14 protein-coding genes are annotated in these 17,084 nt (G+C 70.6%); 8 read left to right on the top strand and 6 right to left on the bottom strand.

Annotated elements, in window-relative coordinates:
- Nucleotides 1–3: 3 nt before the first annotated feature.
- Entirely contained in the window at nt 4–486 is a 483-nt protein-coding gene (locus AB0447_RS07510) for a nuclear transport factor 2 family protein (protein ID WP_366475590.1), read from the bottom strand.
- 175 nt (nt 487–661) lie between these two features.
- On the opposite strand from AB0447_RS07510, the gene AB0447_RS07505 reads away from it, so the two are divergent.
- From AB0447_RS07505 to AB0447_RS07490, 4 genes are all read left to right on the top strand, one after another.
- Nucleotides 662–1,216, top strand: a complete 555-nt coding sequence (locus AB0447_RS07505) for a TetR family transcriptional regulator (RefSeq protein WP_366475589.1) — start codon at nt 662–664, stop codon at nt 1,214–1,216.
- 171 nt (nt 1,217–1,387) lie between these two features.
- On the top strand, nt 1,388–2,671 hold the full coding sequence (locus tag AB0447_RS07500; RefSeq protein WP_366475588.1) for a phosphatase PAP2 family protein: 1,284 nt from the start codon (nt 1,388–1,390) through the stop codon (nt 2,669–2,671).
- A gap of 171 nt (nt 2,672–2,842) precedes the next feature.
- Nucleotides 2,843–4,165, top strand: coding sequence for a cytochrome P450 (locus tag AB0447_RS07495; protein ID WP_366475587.1), 1,323 nt, complete (start codon nt 2,843–2,845; stop codon nt 4,163–4,165).
- Between the two features lie 80 nt (nt 4,166–4,245).
- Entirely contained in the window at nt 4,246–6,060 is a 1,815-nt protein-coding gene (locus AB0447_RS07490; RefSeq protein WP_366475586.1) for an ABC transporter ATP-binding protein, read from the top strand.
- A gap of 74 nt (nt 6,061–6,134) precedes the next feature.
- On the opposite strand, the gene AB0447_RS07485 is transcribed toward AB0447_RS07490, so the two are convergent.
- The 3 genes from AB0447_RS07485 to AB0447_RS07475 all read right to left on the bottom strand — a co-directional run bounded on the left by AB0447_RS07485 (nt 6,135) and on the right by AB0447_RS07475 (nt 10,368).
- Entirely contained in the window at nt 6,135–8,531 is a 2,397-nt protein-coding gene (locus AB0447_RS07485) for an excinuclease ABC subunit UvrA (protein ID WP_366475585.1), read from the bottom strand.
- A 62-nt stretch (nt 8,532–8,593) separates the two neighbouring features.
- Entirely contained in the window at nt 8,594–9,244 is a 651-nt protein-coding gene (locus AB0447_RS07480; RefSeq protein WP_366475584.1) for a pyridoxamine 5'-phosphate oxidase family protein, read from the bottom strand.
- 35 nt (nt 9,245–9,279) lie between these two features.
- Nucleotides 9,280–10,368 (bottom strand): globin domain-containing protein, encoded by a 1,089-nt coding sequence (locus AB0447_RS07475; protein WP_366475583.1) that lies wholly within the window; start codon nt 10,366–10,368, stop codon nt 9,280–9,282.
- Between the two features lie 488 nt (nt 10,369–10,856).
- Between AB0447_RS07475 and AB0447_RS07470 the strand changes: the two genes are divergently transcribed.
- Nucleotides 10,857–11,309, top strand: a complete 453-nt coding sequence (locus AB0447_RS07470) for a YbhB/YbcL family Raf kinase inhibitor-like protein (protein ID WP_366475582.1) — start codon at nt 10,857–10,859, stop codon at nt 11,307–11,309.
- Here AB0447_RS07470 and AB0447_RS07465 read toward each other — a convergent pair.
- Together AB0447_RS07465 and AB0447_RS07460 are read right to left on the bottom strand one after the other, a co-directional pair.
- Nucleotides 11,300–11,779, bottom strand: coding sequence for a hypothetical protein (locus AB0447_RS07465; RefSeq protein WP_366475581.1), 480 nt, complete (start codon nt 11,777–11,779; stop codon nt 11,300–11,302). The two genes, AB0447_RS07470 and AB0447_RS07465, sit on opposite strands and share 10 nt — an antisense overlap.
- Nucleotides 11,780–11,814: 35 nt before the next feature.
- On the bottom strand, nt 11,815–13,644 hold the full coding sequence (locus AB0447_RS07460) for a hypothetical protein (protein ID WP_366475580.1): 1,830 nt from the start codon (nt 13,642–13,644) through the stop codon (nt 11,815–11,817).
- 149 nt (nt 13,645–13,793) lie between these two features.
- Here AB0447_RS07460 and AB0447_RS07455 point away from each other — a divergent pair, with 149 nt between their 5' ends.
- The 3 genes from AB0447_RS07455 to AB0447_RS07445 all read left to right on the top strand — a co-directional run bounded on the left by AB0447_RS07455 (nt 13,794) and on the right by AB0447_RS07445 (nt 16,920).
- Nucleotides 13,794–14,417 carry a hypothetical protein gene (locus tag AB0447_RS07455; RefSeq protein ID WP_366475579.1) on the top strand — a complete coding sequence of 208 codons (624 nt, stop codon included), beginning with the start codon at nt 13,794–13,796 and terminating at the stop codon, nt 14,415–14,417.
- Between the two features lie 13 nt (nt 14,418–14,430).
- Nucleotides 14,431–15,141: a hypothetical protein gene (locus AB0447_RS07450; RefSeq protein WP_366475578.1), complete on the top strand. Its 711-nt coding sequence runs from the start codon at nt 14,431–14,433 to the stop codon at nt 15,139–15,141.
- 150 nt (nt 15,142–15,291) lie between these two features.
- Nucleotides 15,292–16,920, top strand: a complete 1,629-nt coding sequence (locus AB0447_RS07445; protein WP_366475577.1) for a phospholipase D-like domain-containing protein — start codon at nt 15,292–15,294, stop codon at nt 16,918–16,920.
- Nucleotides 16,921–17,084 lie beyond the last annotated feature (164 nt).

The following is a 17,084-nucleotide window of genomic DNA, read 5'->3' as shown; positions in this document are numbered from 1 at the left end:
CGGCTACCTCTGCAGCTCGGGGTCGGCGGGTTCGGCGGGTTCGGCGGGCTCGGTGGGTTCGGTGGGCTCGGTGGGTTCGGCGGGCTCGGTGGGTTCGGCGGGGTCGACGGCTCGGGTGAGCTGCTCGGCTCGTCGTAGCAGGCCGTCGGGGGTGAATTCCGCGAACATGTGCACCTGTGTGGTGACAGGTCCGCCTTTGCGCAGTTGGGCGTGGATCGTGAAGCGGGCCGCGATCCGATTGCCGTCGGCGAGCGCCTCGTGCACCTCGAAGCGGAACGCGGTCAGGTTCCTGCGTACGGGTCGGAGGTGGGCCACGAGCCGGTCCCAGTCGAGCCGTACACCGTCGGCGACCTGGACCACATCGCGGGTGTAGTACCTGGCCATCAGGTCGGCGGCCTCCTCCGAACCGTGGACGACGGCCTCGGTGAAGGTGGTGAAGAAATCGGCGACGAACTGCTCGGGCGGTTGCCCTCCGAGAGGTTTCATGACGCTCCAGCCGGACGGGCGGGGCCGCACCCCGTGACGATCGCTTACATGGATGTAAGATATGCATACGAATTGATTTCTGACAAGGATGTAATAGTTGTCTGCTTCAGAGAGCTCGGAGGGTCCTTCGCGCGTTCGGCCCCGGCGTGCCGACGCCGAGCGGAGCAGGGTCGCGGTGCTGGACGCCGCGGTTCGGCTGCTCGCCGAGCGGCACGATGCCGGCATGGCGGCCATCGCTGCCGCGGCCGGGGTCACGCGCCAGACCGTCTACGCACACTTCGGTACCCGTGACGCCCTGCTGGAGGCGGTGGCCGACCGGATCACGGGAGAGGCCATGGCCGCGATGGACGAGGCGGAAGCGAACGAGCGGTCCGCCCTGGAGGCGCTGCTACGGCTGCAGGACATCGGCTGGCGACTGTTCGAGCAGCACCCGGTGCTGTTGCAGCTCGGCAACACCTCCGTCGGCGCCGAATCCGACCGGGCCCGGCATGAACCCGTCGCGGCCCGGCTGACCCGATTGATCGAAAAGGGGCAGGCGGCAGGTGAGTTCGACCACGCTTCGCCCGCTGCCTGGCTGGTGGCCGCGATCACCGCCCTCGGGCATGCCGCGGGGGACGAAGTCGGGGCGGGCCGAATGACGGTGGAAGAAGCGGCGACCTGCCTGCGCACCGCCACGCTCGCCGTTCTGGGAGTGAAGCGACGGGGGCGACGGGGCACTCGCAGCCTCTAGGTGCTCCTTGGCTGCGCGCCTCAGCGAAACCCATCCGTTCCGCTAGCATGTTCGAGTTAACAACGATCACGTTGAAATATGAAAATCGGCTGACAATTGACTACGGGAACGCGAGTGCTTTCGCGAATAAACGGCGGAATCAAGTCCGCTGCATGGCGTCAACCACGCGTCATGCTGTGGGCAGCGGTGAGTGTGGTAGCCCTCGGATTCCTCATAGCGCTGGAGATCGCCGCGCGCCGGTACGGCGTGCCGGGTCCGATCACCGTCCAGGCGCGAGAGGTGATATTCGCCCCCCAATCGGGGACGGTGCTGTACGCCAGTATGGCGTTGATGATGGTGGTGCTCACCTGGCGGCAGCGGTTCATCGCCGTCGGCGCCGCGATCGGCATCGACCTCGTCTTCTGGCTCGTCCGGTGGGCGGTCGGCGCCGAGATGATGTTCGGCACCGGCGCGCTGTGGGTGACCCTGGCCTGTGCCGTCATCGCCCTCACCCGCCGCACCGGCCGCGAGCGTGCCCTGCTGCTGAAGGGCGTCGGACTGGCCCTGCTGCTGGTGGCAGGCCGTAAGACCGGCTACACCTGGCTGCTGCTCACGACGAAGACCCGCCCCACGGTGCTCGACCAGTACGTGGCGACCGCCGATCAGGCGTTGGGCAACCCGTCATGGGTGGCGGGCCGGATCGTCGAGGCCACCGGCACGGTCGGCTTCCGCGTCCTCGAGTTCGTCTACATCCAGCTCGCGGTGATGGCCGTCGTCGTCGCCCTGTACCAGCTGCGCCACGTGGCGGCCGAGCGCCGCTTCCCGGGCCATCACCTGGTGCGCACCTTCCTGGTCATCGGTCTGCTCGGCCCGGGCATCTACATGATCTTCCCGGTGGTCGGGCCGATCTTCGCCTACGGCGCCGATGGCGGGCAGTGGGCGGTGGCCGACCTCTGGCCGGACACGCCGCCGCCGGTCGGCACCCCGCAGCCGATGCTCTTCGACGAGGACACCCCGCGCAATTGCATGCCCAGTCTGCACACGGCGTGGGCCACCGCGATCTTCGTCCATTCCCGCAAGGGGCCGCGGGCCCTGCGATGGGCAGGAACGTTTTGGCTGATCGCCACGCTCGGCGCAACGCTGGGCTTCGGCTACCACTACGGCGCGGACATCGTCGCCGGTGTGGTGTTCACGCTCACGATCGAGACGGCGCTGCGCTCGCAGGCCCGTGGCTGGGACCGGCCGGGAATCCGGCTGGTCGCCTACGGCGCCGCGGTCTTCGCCGTGCTCTTGGTGTCTTATCGCTATCTGTCGATGGAGATGGCCGGACATCCGTGGGTGTTCGGGCCGCTGGTCGTGCTGGCGATGGCCTCGGTGGTCTACGGCTACGTACGGACCACCAAGCTGTGGGAGCGGCAGGCCGCGTCGGTGAGTCTGCCCGAACCGCGACGGGAGCCGCAGCCCGAACTGGTTTGAGCGGTGTGTTGCGGCGGGTCCGTGTGTGCACGGGGGTCACGGGTTCAGGGAGGTCCCTGGAGCGGGGGGAGTGGCGAGGCGGGGTGTTGCCCAGCGCTGCTGCTCCCCTACAGTGCGTGATGCCGGCAGCCGGCCCGTGACGACGCACAGCCGCCGAACAGGAGCACGCCCGTGGCCACCCACGCCCGCCCCGCATCCCTCCCGAGCCGGCCCCCGGAAGGCCGCCGGGTCCCCGAGCTGGATCCCGCGCTCGTCGGGCAGTGGCAGGCCGGCGGAGGAGAGCTCATCGACCTCTTCGCCCAGGCGCGCCAACGGCTCGGCGGCGTCGCCGCGTTCCGGCTCGGTCCGCGCCCGACCGTCCTGGTCACCGACCCGCCGGCCGTCCAGCACGTGCTCGCCCTCCATCCCGACCGGTACGTGAAGCGCTCGCACCGGGCCCGGCTGCTGATCGGCGACGGAGTCCTGGCCGCGACGGGCGAGGCGTGGCAGCGGCAGCGGCGGCTGCTCCAGTCCCAGTTCACCGGCCGGGGAATGCGCCGCTACGAGCAGCGGATCACCGGGGCCGCACGGACCGCCGCGGCGCGCTGGGCCGCGTACGCCCGCAGCGGGGAGGTCCTCGACGTCGGCGACGAGATGCGCCGCTTCGCCCTGGACACCATCTGGCGGTCCCTGACCGGACATCCCCTCGACCCGGCGACGGCGCGTGAACTGGCCGCCGTGCCCGCCGTGGTCGCCGCGCTGCCCAGCCTGCCCGCCGACGGCGCCGCCGCCCGAGGAGCCGTCGCCGCCGAGCTGGCCAGGATCGACGCCGTCGCGAGCCACGCCGTCGCCGCCGCCCGCGACGGCCGGGCCGGACCCGACGGACCGGGCCTGCTGCACGTCCTGCTCGAGGCGGCGGGAACGCGCCCCGAGTACACCGACCGGCTGATCCGCGACGAGCTGGTCACCCTGCTGGTCGCCGGTCACGAGACCACCGCCACCACCCTGACCTGGCTCTACCTCCTGCTGGACCGGAACCCGCAGGCGCGGGAACAGGCCCTCGCCGCGGGCGCCGAGGGCTCACCGGAGCGGCGGCAGGCCGTTCAGGCGCTCGTCCACGAAACGCTGCGCTTCTACCCGTCCGCCTGGATACTGCCGCGCTGCGCGGCGGAGGACGACGTCCTCGCCGGATACCGGATCGAGGCCGGCACCGACGTGCTGGTCTGCCCCTACCTCACGCACCGGGACCCCGGGCTCTGGGAAGACCCCGGGCGGTTCGATCCGGGGCGCTTCACCACCCCGGGACGGCGCCCCGCCCACCCGGGCAGCTACCTCCCGTTCGGCATCGGGCCCCGGGCCTGCCTGGGCCTGCAGTTCGCCCTGAGGGAGTCCACCGTCCTCCTCGAACACCTGCTGCCCGCCCACACCCCGTGCTTCCGCTCCACCCCGGCCAAGGCCGCGTACAGCATCATCGTCCGCCCCGACGGCCCGACCCCCGCGACGCTGGGCGGCTAGCGAAAAACGCTTGGACGCCACGGGCACCGTCACGGGACACTGCGACCTTGTCCTTCGGGGTCCGACAAAGCAGGGTTGGCATGGATTCGCCTGAATCGAGCAAAGGTTCGCCGGGCCGGGGTCCGGTACTCCTCGCACTTCGCTACTACGGACGGGAGTTGGTCCGGCTCCGCCGGCTGACGGTACCCGCGATGCTGCTCCCGGCGCTGGGCAACATCGGCATCAACTACATCGCGCCGCTGGTCGTCGCGAAGCTCGTCGGCAACATCGTCGGGGGCGGCGGAACCGGCTTCGACGCGATGCTGCCCTACGTCCTCGGCTTCACCGGCGTCCTGCTGCTCGGCGAGGCGCTGTGGCGCATCGGACTGCACTGCCTGAACCGGCTCGACGCCCGCGGCATCGAGCAACTGTACGTGACCGGCATGGACGAACTGTTCGCCAAGGACGCCGCGTTCTTCCACGACAACTTCGCCGGGTCGCTGACCAAGCGGGTCCTGAGCTTCGCCTCCCGCTTCGAGGAGTTCGTCGACACCCTGACGTTCTCGGTCATGGGCAGCTTCGTGCCGCTGGTGTTCGCTTCGGTGGTCCTGTGGCAGTACGAACCGCTGCTCGTGGTCGGGCTGTTGGTGATGATCGCAGTGACGGCTCTGTGCGTCGCTCCGCTGATCCGGCGCCGCCAGGCACTCGTCGCCCAGCGGGAGGAGGCGATCGCCCGGGTCTCGGGACACGTCGCCGACAGCCTGATGAACATGGACACGGTCCGCGCGTTCGCCGCCGAGGAGCGCGAGGCCGCCGAACACCGGTCCCGCGTGGCGGAGTCGCGGCGGCTGACGCTGCGTTCGTGGGACTACGGCAACCTGCGGATCGACACGCTGGTCGCGCCCATGTCCGTGCTGACCAACGCGCTGGGCCTGGTGCTCGCCCTCTCCCTCGGGGCGGGGGAGCGCGGCGTGGAGGCGATCATCGTCGCCTTCACCTACTACGCCAACGCGACGCGGATCATGTTCGAGTTCAACCAGATCTACCGCCGCCTGGAGAGCTCGATGACGGAGGCGGCGCAGTTCACCGAACTGCTGCTGACACCGCCGAAGGTGCTGGACCCGGCCTCGCCGGAGCCGCTGCTCTCGCGGGGCGCCGACGTCCGCTTCGAACAGGTGACCTTCGCCCACGCGGGCGCGGCGCCGCTCTTCGAAGGCCTCGACCTGTCCGTGCCCAGTGGGACGAAGATCGGTCTCGTCGGCCGGTCCGGCGGCGGCAAGACCACGCTCAGCCGGCTGCTGCTGCGGATGACGGACGTCGACGCGGGCCGGATTCTCATCGGGGGGCAGGACATCAGCAGGCTGTGTCAGGCCGACCTGCGCAGCCTGATCGCCTACGTGCCCCAGGACCCGGCGATGTTCCACCGCACGCTGCGGGACAACATCGCGTTCGCCCGGCCGGACGCCACCGACGCCGAGATCCGTCGCGCGGCCGAGGCGGCGCACGTCACGGAGTTCGCCGATGCGCTTCCGGACGGCTTCGACACCATGGTGGGCGAGCGAGGGGTGAAGCTGTCCGGTGGACAGCGCCAGCGGGTCGCCCTCGCCCGGGCGATCCTGCGCGACGCACCGATCCTGCTGCTCGACGAGGCGACCAGCGCCCTGGACTCCGAGAGCGAGATCCTCGTCCAGGACGCGCTGTGGCGGCTCATGGACGGGCGGACGGCGCTCGTGGTGGCGCACCGGCTGAGCACGGTCGCCACCATGGACCAGCTCGTCGTCCTCGACCGCGGACGGATCGTCGAGCAGGGCACGCACCAGGAGCTGCTCGACGCGGAAGGCGCCTACGCGAAGCTGTGGCAGCACCAGTCGGGCGGCTTCCTCGACGACACCCGCGCCCCGGCCGACCTGCACTGACGACCCGGTGGGTGGATTGCCGACCAGGCCGGATCAGGGCCGTTCCGGAGCGATCCGGAACGGCCCCCTGACCGTCAGGTGCCGACGTACGCCGCGAGGTGCTCGCCGGTGAGGGTGGAGCGGTCGGCGACGAGGTCGGCGGGAGTGCCCTCGAAGACGATCTCGCCGCCGTCGTGGCCGGCGCCGGGGCCGAGGTCGATGATCCAGTCCGCGTGCGCCATGACCGCCTGGTGGTGCTCGATGACGATGACCGACTTGCCGGAGTCGACGAGCCGGTCGAGCAGGCCCAGCAGGTGCTCCACGTCGGCGAGGTGGAGGCCCGTGGTCGGCTCGTCGAGGATGTAGACGCCGCCCTTCTCGGACATGTGGGTGGCCAGCTTGAGCCGCTGCCGCTCGCCGCCGGACAGCGTGGTGAGCGGCTGGCCGAGGCTGAGGTAGCCGAGCCCGACGTCGGCGAGCCGGCCCAGGATGCGGTGCGCCGCCGGCGTGTGCGCCTCGCCGGAGCCGAAGAACTCCTCGGCCTCGGTCACCGACATCGCCAGCACCTCGCTGATGTCCTTGCCGCCGAAGGTGTACTCGAGCACCTCCGCCTGGTACCGCTTCCCCTCGCAGTCCTCACAGGGGGTGGCGACGCCGGCCATCATCGCCAGGTCGGTGTAGATGACGCCGGCGCCGTTGCAGGTGGGGCAGGCGCCCTCGGAGTTGGCGCTGAACAGCGCCGGCTTCACGCCGTTGGCCTTGGCGAACGCCTTGCGGATCGGCTCGAGCAGTCCGGTGTACGTCGCCGGGTTGCTCCGTCGCGAGCCGCGGATGGGCGCCTGGTCGACCGACACCACGCCCGCCGAGGCGGGGACGGAGCCGTGGATCAGTGAGCTCTTGCCGGAGCCGGCGACGCCGGTGACCACGCACAGCACCCCGAGCGGGACGTCGACGTCCACGTCCTGCAGGTTGTTGGAGGTGGCGCCGCGGATCTCCAGCGCGCCGGTGGGCTTCCGCACCGTCTCCTTGAGGGCGGCCCGGTCGTCGAGGTGGCGGCCGGTGACGGTGCCGCTGGCCCGCAGCCCCTCGACGGTCCCCTCGAAGCAGACGGTGCCGCCCGCCGTACCCGCGCCCGGGCCGAGGTCGACGACATGGTCGGCGATCGCGATGGCCTCGGGCTTGTGCTCGACGACGAGCACCGTGTTGCCCTTGTCCCGCAGCCGCAGCAGCAGGTCGTTCATCCGCTGGATGTCGTGGGGGTGCAGGCCGATGGTGGGCTCGTCGAAGACGTACGTCGTGTCGGTCAGCGAGGAGCCGAGGTGGCGGATCATTTTGACGCGCTGCGCCTCGCCGCCCGAGAGCGTGCCCGCCGACCGGTCGAGCGCGAGGTAGCCGAGGCCGATCTCCACGAACGAGTCGAGGGTCTGCTGCAGCGCGGTGAGCAGCGGCGCCACCGAGGGCTCCTTGAGACCGCGGACCCATTCGGCCAGGTCGCGGATCTCCATCGCGCAGGCGTCGGCGATGCTGATCCGCTTGATCTTCGACGCCCGGGCCCCCTCGCTGAGCCGGGTGCCGTCGCACTCGGGGCAGGTGGTGAAGGTGACCGCCCGCTCCACGAAGGCCCGGATGTGCGGCTGCATCGCCTCCTTGTCCTTGGACAGGAACGACTTCTGGATCTTGGGGATCAGCCCCTCGTAGGTGAGGTTGATGCCGTTGACCTTGATCTTGACCGGTTCCCCGTAGAGGAAGGCCTGCATCTCCTTCTTGGTGTACTTGCTGATCGGCTTGTCCGGGTCGACGAACCCGGACTGGGCGTAGAGCTGCACGGTCCACTGGCTGTCCGACTTCCAGCCGGGGATGGTGAACGCGCCCTCGGACAGCGACTTGGAGTCGTCGTAGAGCTGGGTGAGGTCGATGTCGGAGACCTTGCCGCGGCCCTCGCAGCGGTTGCACATGCCGCCGGTGCGCTCGTAGGTGGCCTTCTGGGCCTTGGTCTTGGCGCCGCGCTCGACGGTGATGGCACCGCTCGCCCGAACCGAGGCCGTGTTGAAGGAGTACGCGCTGGGCGGGCCGATGTGCGGCTTGCCGAGGCGGCTGAAGAGGATGCGCAGCATCGCGTTGGCGTCGGTGGCGGTGCCGACGGTGGAGCGGGGGTCGCCGCCCATCCGCTGCTGGTCGACGGCGATCGCGGTCGTCAGCCCGTCGAGTACGTCGACCTCCGGGCGGGCCAGGGTCGGCATGAAGCCCTGTACGAAGGTGCTGTAGGTCTCGTTGATCAGCCGCTGCGACTCCGCGGCGATCGTGTCGAACACCAGGGAGCTCTTGCCCGAGCCGGAGACGCCGGTGAACACCGTCAGCCGGCGCTTCGGGATCTCGATGCTGACGTCCTTGAGGTTGTTCTCGCGCGCGCCGTGCACGCGGATCATGTCGTGGCTGTCGGCAGCGTGCAGCGTCGCAGGCGACTGCGTGCCCGTCCTCGTGGCCCTGCTCATCGTCTCTCCCTCTGGTACGGGGCCGCCTTCGCGGTCTCCGCGGGCGTCGCCCGGTCCGAGTGTCAACCTAGATGAGGCCTGAGGGTCGACGCTTCTCGATTCCTGATCGGCCCGCCACCTGTTTCGCCGCCGGTGAAGTAGTCCGAGTCCTTGGGGCGCGTGCCGTCATGGCTCGTGGCACGAGGGGCCGGCTCCAGGTGGGGTATGTACTTGGAGCAGTGGATGTACGCCTCTTCGACGCTCAGCTGGACCCACATCTCGGGGCTGCGACCGGGCGCGACGTCGGTGGGCAGGCCGGGGTGCAGGGAGCGCAGGCCCCTGTCCGTGTAGAGGCGGGCCACACCGTTGACGTGAAGGCCCACGTGGTGGTGGGTGAAGTCCACGAACAACATGCCGAGGTGGGGGTTTTCCGTCATGTTGCCGGCGCTGGCCAGCACACCGTTCCCCCGGAATTCGGGGTAGGCGAGGGTACGGTCGTCGATCACGTGGACGAAACCGGGCGGGCCGGCGCGGAAGCTGGCATCGCATTCGCCGTGGGAGTCGGCGGTGGCCAGGAAGACCATGGCCTGGCGGCCTATGAAGTCCTGCATCTCGGGTGTGAGGCAGGGCCGCACTTGCCGATCGTAGAACCGGGCGGCGCGGTCGGCGGTGCCCAGCTGCTGCTGCAGCCGGTGTTCGCCTGCTGATCCGAAGGGCGCCTGGGGCGAAGTCACGGGTGTTCTCCTGGCAGGACGGGCAAGCGCATGGCTCAGGGAAGGGACAGGACGGGCGTCTCGAACGGGTCGTGATGGATGCGGTCGGGCATGGTGCCGCTGAGCGTGAGCGTCTCCTTGGCGGAGATGACCATGGGGGCCGGACCGCTGAGGTAGACGTCGTGCTGGAACCAGGGGCCGTACTCGGCCAGCACCTCCGGCAGGGATCCCCGGATCCCGGGGATGAACTCGTGGGACACCGCGCCCCTGATGGTCAGCCAGTGGTGCCGCTGGGCCATCCGGAGCATGTCGTCCACCCCGTACAGCTCGGCGCCGGTGCGGGCGCCGAGGAACAGGTCCACGTGATGGCGGCCGCCGCGGCGGGCCACCTCTTCGACGAGCGCGCGGATCGGGGCGAGGCCGGTGCCGCCGGCCACGCAGAGCAGGTCGCTGTGGTCCGCGGCGTCCAGCACCATGTCTCCCATCGGGGGCCCCAGCTGGATCGTCTGGCCGACCGTCGCCTGGTGCACCAGCGCGCTGCTGACCGAGCCGCCGGGCACCGCGCGCACGTGGAAGGTGAGGGTGCCGTCCTCGCGGGGCGCGTTGGCGGGGGAGTAGTAGCGCCACTGCTTCGGCCACCACGGAGTCTCGATGCTCACGTACTGTCCGGCGGCGTACGCGTAGGGCATGTGGGGGCGGACGGTGATCTCGGCGATGCCGTTTCCGCGTGAGACCCGGTGCACGACCGTGGCGGGCCACACGGCGGGCCGGTCCGCCGCGTCCTCCTCGGCGGCACTGATCATGACGCCGGCGACTGCGCCGTACGCCTTGGTCCAGGCGGCGGCGATCTCCGCGGTCCACGCGGGGCCGGCGTAGCGGGCCAGAGAGGCGAGGAGGCACTCGCCCACGGCCGGGAAGTGCGCGCTGAGCGTGCCGAACTTGCGGTGATCGCGTCCGAGGTGGCCGCAGAAACGGACCAGGCTCTCGGGGTCGTCGACCAGGTCCACGATGCGCAGCAGCGCGCGCAGCAGGCGGCCGCGCTGGGTGTCCATGCCCGGCGGGAACATCGGGCGGACCTCGGGATAGCGGGCGAAGAGGATCGCGTAGAAGTAGACCGTCATGTCTGCGGCCAGTGGCTCGACCACCGAGACGGAGGCGCGTATGAGGTCTATTTCGTGAGCCGACAGAGGCGGCTCGACGGCCTCGGGCTCAACGGGTACGGCGGCCGCGGCCGGGGCAGGGGCGGGTTCCGGGCCTTTCGGAAACGGGAGGGTGAATGTGCTGTTCTGGCGATTGATCCGGAATCTCAAGGGGCCAGAGCTCCTCCCTCTGGTATTCGGGCTTCGGGGGCGTGGCCCCATGCGGTGATCGGGGTGTCGAAGGCGGCGGTCATGAGTCCTCACGGCGGAGCATTGAAACGGATCATGCGCTTCCGGACGCTACATGACCGCGTAGGTGACTCAGAAGTAGCCAAGGAACATGACCGGTACGTATATCCGTTAAGCACCGCTTCGTGACCCGTCGCCGAGGTTTTCCCGCAGGCCGGGGGCCCGCCGCGCCCCCGGTGCGCCGATCGGGTGCTTGTGCGCCCGCCCGGTGCTGCGAGGACTGCTCACCGGGTAGATCGGCGCCCATGACCGCAATCGAGCTCAGCAGCACGGCGTTCGGCGACCACGAGGCGATCCCCCGCCGCTTCAGCGGGGAGGGGGACGAGGTCTCGCCGCCCCTGGCGTGGTCGGCCGCCCCGGACGGAACGGCGGAGCTGGTCCTGGTCTGCGAGGACCCCGACGCGCCGGGAGGGACCTTCCTGCACTGGCTGGTCACCGGCATCGACCCGGGCAGCTCCGGCGTCGCCGAGGGAGAGGTGCCTTCCGGCGGCCACGCATGGCCCAACGACTTCGGCCGCGTGGGCTGGGGCGGGCCCATGCCACCGCCCGGGCACGGGGCCCACCGCTACTTCTTCCGCCTGTACGCCCTGTCCGAGCCGCTCCCGCTGCACGGCCGGGCGGGCTCCGATGCGGTGCACCGGGAGCTCAAGGGCAGGGCACTGGCCTCCGGCACCCTGGTGGGCACCTATCAGCGTTGACCCGTCCCTCCTCCCAGGTCACCGAGGAGCTGTTCGAGCCCTGCGCGGAGGTCCTGCAGGGGGACGGCGGGCGTGCCCGAGGAGGGCTCGTCCGTGCCGTCGAGCCGGGGCAGTGTGATGACCACGGTGCCGTCGGCCCGGTGCTCGATGATGTAACCCCGGCCCTGTGCAGCGGTCTGCTGCTCGGTCCTCCTCTGTGTCTGCGGCGTCTGCCGCGTCTGCCGCGTCTGCCGTGCCTGGAGCCATGCGGTGAGGGACTGGAGCACGGCGCTCGTCAGGGTGACCACTGCGACGACGGTGCCGAGGTCCCGGTGCGTTCGGCCGTCGTCCGCGACACGCGGCTGCCGGTGGACGGTGCCGGGAGGAAGGCCCTCGGACAGTTCGAGGAACTCGACGAGCCAGAGTCCCTCGATGATCACGGCCGGGCCTTCGGCGGCCCGGGCGCTGGGCAGGGGATCGGTGTGGGTCATCTGTGACCTTTCCGCGAGGATTCGGGCCGGCGCTGTCACACCAGGCTGAGCAGCAGGTGGGCGGATCGGGGCGCCCGCGGCGGATAGCCGTGCGAGTCCCAGCGGGCGTCCAAGGCGTCGAGCGTCCACTCCAGGTCGAGTCCCTGGGAGGCGAAGACCTCGGCGACCCGGGAGCGGTCGGCGTGGAGGCCGGTCGCGAGACCGAGCAGCGCCAGCGAGGTGAGCAGTCTGATCGAGCCGAGTACGGGGACCATGCCCTGCTTCGCCATCAGGCTCGCGCAGCGCTCGGTCGATGCCTGATCGCGTGACGGCCACAGGGCCGTATCCCGGTACAGGGAGTCGGTGACCTCGACGGCCTGCCCGATGATGTGGTCGAAAAGCTCACTCAGATCTGCCGTCTCTGCGAGCAGGGTGTCCGCGAAGCCCGACAACTGCTTCCCGGCGGCCATGAGTTCGTCCCGCTCCTGATGGATGTCCAGCATCGTCTGCCGCAGGTCGGTGGAGCTGTGCCGGTTCATGGTGCAGGAGAGCAGCCGGCCCTGCGCGGTGACGAAGGCGCCCCGGCACATGAGGTCCCTTCCCCTCATCGCGGTCGTGAGGACGACTTCCAGCCGTGCGTCGTACGTACCGGCGGGGGTGTGCGGTGTCAGGTCCGAGGGCGCCGCGCGGAACAGGTGTTCCTCCCGCCACACGATGTCGGCGCCGGCTCCTCCGGCGAGGACGCGCACCGTCACGGGCACGGAGGAAACGGTGAGGTAGGGCCGCCTGTCCCAGACGCGCCGCAGAAGGCCCTGCGTGGTTCGCACCGTCTCCTCGCCCAGCAGTTCCCGTCGCGGTCCCTCGCCCAGGGCGCGAACCGCCTCCGTGAAGAGGGGGATCGCGCGCGTGCGGGTGTCGGGGTCGACGAGGATGCCCACACCCGGCTCCCACCTTCCGGTGTTCACGTACCGCTCCACCGAGTCCTCGAACGCCGTCACGTCCTCGGCGGTCACCCGCTCGATGTCGGCGATCCTGCGGGCCAGGTGGTCCACGATGCGGTTGGCGCTCGCGCGCGGATCGGGCTCCGGCGGGGCCAGCAGCAGGGCGACGAGGCCGGGATCCTCGTAGAAGTAGCCGCGCAGATAGGTCAGCACCAGATCCGTCTCGGTGATGAGCCGGCTGTCCAGGCTGCTCAGCTGCCACCACATGCTCTTGACCGCGAGGTAGCCGGGCAGGTAGCCCTGTTCCCCGGAGCTCAGCGGCTGCGCCAGGAGACTGGCCTTGGACGCCACGCCGGCGGGGCTGAGCCGCATGTCGCGCAGGATGCCGCCGGCCGCGGCCAGGGTGGCGAACGGCTCGATGACCAGGTCGTCGGAGACCAGGCCGGCCGCGCCCCTGAAGTAGAAGGCCAGGTCCTTGGCGAGGTGGCTGCCCACCCGGCTCTGCACCCGGGGCACCGCATCGTGTTCCGCGAAGAGCGCCAGTCCCTCGGCGAGCGGCCTCAGCAGACGGACGGCGACGTGAAACCGTACGCGGTCATCCAGGACGCGCCACGGGTCGTCGTCACCGTCACCGCCACCGCCACCGCCACCGCCACCGCCACCGCCACCGTCCCGCTCCGGGTCGGCGGCGCGGCGCAGAAGATGCAGGCGGGCGTTGGTGTCCGCCCGGGCCGCGACGGCGAACAGCGCCTTGCCCACCAGGGAGTCGAAGCACCAGTGGTGGGTCGATTCGTGGACGTACATGGCCACGTGCCGGGCTCCGCCGGGCAGTTCTCCCAGCCACGGTCGGGGATCGTCCCGTTCCTCACCGGCGAGCAGGGTGGCGTTGGTGATCAGGTCCGTCCACGCACCGTTGTCCATCGAGCAGTGCAGGCTGGTGTCCATCGCCGCAGCGTCCCACCACCGGGGGGCGTGCGGGGAGGGCGCACGGGCGCATTCGCGCAAGGCTGGTGACACATGCGCCTGGTGCTCATGAAACCCGCCTGCCAGCATGAGGGGCCCCGCCGTGCGAACTCGGCTTTCCGGGGGTCCCTGTGGAATTGATCGTTCTGGGCGTCATCTGCTACTGCGTCTGGGTATTCGTCCGAGAGGCCAAGAAGAACAAACAGGCCGAGGAGGCGGCCGAGGCAGAAGCCGCTCGGCAGCAGCGGATCAAGGACCCCTCCTCCGTCGGCACCGAAGTCGCCTGGACGACACGGCAAGGCGACCAGCAGAAGATCCAGGAACTCGTCGGTCAGCTGCCCGGTTGGCCGGTCCGGACGCCGGTGCTCCATACGGCCCAATGGCTGGGTGCCCTGTCCCAGGGCGCGGGCGTGGCCGATGCGGCGGGCGTGCAGAAGGACATCACGGACCAGGTGCGGGCCAATGTCGAGGACGCGATGTCGGCGCTCAGCGCGATGGCGGTCAAATTGGTCTCTCTCGCCCAGTACTTCGGAGAGGACTGGAAGGCGCTGGATGCGGCGGTCCGCAAGTCGCTGGAAGCACAGGCCCAACAGTTGAACGGAATCTGCGAGGCAGCGGCTTCCCTGCACTACAGCCTGGGTGTCGCCATGGTGGAGCACCGCGGAAACAGCAGCAGTGTGACGTCGGTGAAGCAGGATCTGCACGCGCTGGCCGATGCGATTCGGCAGATTTCCCAGCGCGACCGGCAATTCTGAGGGGGTGGCGGACATGACGAACGGGACCGGCGGGATCCCGGCGCGCGTGGGAGACGTGCTGGGAGTGGCCGAGCGTGTCGTGAACCTGATTCAGGCGTTGGATCGAAGCGATCCGCAGAGCGGATCTCAGGTGCGTGGTGGGATCGCGCAACTGAACCAGCTGGAAAACGAGTTGAAAGGGGAGCTCGTCAAGGCCACCTATGAGCGCAATCGCCTCGGCCGGCGCATCGTCGACGCATCGAAATCCGAGCGGGAGCTGACGCAACTCGCAGCCGGCTTTGCCGCAGCGAGCAAGGACACGGCCGACCTGCCCCCCGGAGTCCGGGACGCCGTGCGGAGATCCATCCGCCTGCGCAAGGACATGGCGGCATGGCAGGCCGGACTTCAGGAAGCTGACGAGACCATCCGCCTGTGCCTCGAGGTGGATGCCGTCCTGCAGCAGTACCGCGCCGACCTGGAGCGGGACGTGGAATCCTTGGGGCGGCGCTTCCGTGCCGCCGAGACCACGCACGCCCTGGCACGCATCGTCGATCGGCTCCGGACGATCGGCAGCACGGTACGGGGCGGCCTCACCGAGCAGGTGGAGAACGCCGAGGCCGAGGCTCGCACCGACCACGGGCTTGCCCTGGACCACGAGGACCTGCGGATCCGGCAGCTGTACGTCCTCAGCGAGGATGCGGAGGTGGAGGAGGAGCTGCGACGGCTCCGGCAGGATCCACCGTGACCCGGCACCCCAGCCCCCTGCCCCTGCCCCTGCCCCCAGCCCCCAGCCCCCCGATTCCTGCCCCAGCCCCCCTGAGCCCTTCGGGCAAGCGGGGGGCGGGGGCATGCTCGGGCGGGCGGTGGGTAGGCGCCTCGGTGGAGGGCTCATGCCGTGACGTACGCCGACTGGCTCCTGGTATCCGGCGAACGCGGCAACACCGCGACTCGCCTGGACGAGCGCCGCCCGGACGGGGCGGCCTGGTCCGAGGGGAATGACGCACGGCCGCTGGTCCACGGCGCCGTGTACTTCGCGGAGCTCCTCGCCGCCATCCGCGCGATGCACGCCGGCGACCTGTTCCTCTTCACCGACTGGCGCGGCGATCCCGACGAGCGGCTCGGCGGGCCCGGTACCGAGATCGGCGCCGTCCTGGAGCGGGCGGTCCACCGGGGTGTCATCGTCAAAGGGCTGCTGTGGCGCTCCCACCTGGACAGCTTCCGGTTCAGCGAGGAGGAGAACCGCCACCTCGGCGAGGAGATCGAGGAGGCGGGAGGCGAGTGCCTGCTCGACATGAGGGTTCGACCGGGCGGTTCCCACCACCAGAAGATGGTGGTGCTGCGCCACCCCGGCCGCCCGGAGCTGGACGTCGCCTACGTCGGCGGAATCGACCTCTGCCACAGCCGCAACGACGACTCCGCCCACCGCGGCGACCACCAGGCGCTGCCCCTGGCCGCCGCCTACGGTCCGTACCCGCCGTGGCACGACGTCCAACTCGCCCTCCGGGGCCCGGTCGTCGGCGACGTCGAGGCCGTCTTCCGCGAGCGGTGGGAGGACCCGTCACCGCTCTCCCGCAGCCCGCTCACCCGCCTGCGGGAGCTGCTGCACCGGGAGGACACCATCGCGGACAGGCTCCCGCCCCAGGCACCCGATCCGGCACCCTGCGGCACGCACACCGTGCAGCTGCTGCGGACCTATCCGAACCGGCTGCTGCGCGGCTACCCCTTCGCCCCCGACGGCGAGCGCAGCATCGCCCGGGGCTACCTCAAGGCGCTCCGGCGGGCCCGCACGCTGATCTACCTGGAGGACCAGTACCTGTGGTCCCCCCGGGTGGTGGCCTGCTTCGCCCGGGCGCTGGCCACGCAGCCGCAGCTGCGCCTGATCGCCGTCATCCCGTCCGTCCCGGACCAGGACGGCCGGCTCGCCCTCCCAATGAACCTGATCGGGCGGATCACCGCCCTCGACGCGCTGCGCCGCGTCGGCGGGGACCGGGTCGCGGTGTACGGCCTGGAGAACCACGCCGGGACCCCGGTCTACGTACACGCCAAGGTCTGCGTGATCGACGACGTGTGGGCCTCCATCGGCTCCGACAACGTCAACCTCCGCTCGTGGACGCACGACTCGGAACTCAGCTGTGCCGTAATCGACCGGCGTACGGACCCGCGGCCGCCGCACGACCCGGCCGGACTCGGGGACGGGGCACGCGCCTTCGCCAGGGAGCTGCGCCTGGAGCTCATGCACGAGCACCTGGACATCGCGGCCGCCGCCCCGGACACGGCGGGGCAGCGGGCGGAGGAGGAGCTTTGCGACCCCGTGGCCGCCTTCCGCGCCTTCGAGGAGGCCGCCGCCGCGCTGGACGCCTGGCACGAGGGCGGCCGCCGCGGTCCGCGGCCCCCGGGCCGGCTGCGCGGGTACGTACCCCCGGAACTTCCCTGGCCACAGCGGGTGGTGGCGACGCCGCTGCACCACGCCCTGGTCGACCCGGACGGCCGGCCGCTGCGGTTGCGCCGCCGCAACGCCTTCTGAAGCGGGGACATTCGGCTCCTCCGCCGAATCCGCTACTGCCCGCGGTAGCCGCTGTCGGCGTCGCCGTTCTCGGCCCGGGCGTCCCCGGAGCGTTCCACCGTGATGTCCCCGGAGCCGCGGGCGGTGACCACCCAGAACAGCCAGTACGTCCAGCCGGTGACGAA

The organism is Streptomyces sp. NPDC051211, assembly GCF_040689505.1.
GTDB lineage: Bacteria > Actinomycetota > Actinomycetes > Streptomycetales > Streptomycetaceae > Streptomyces.
Note: the sequence above shows the minus strand (reverse complement) of the source record. Positions and strands in the feature narration are given on the sequence as shown.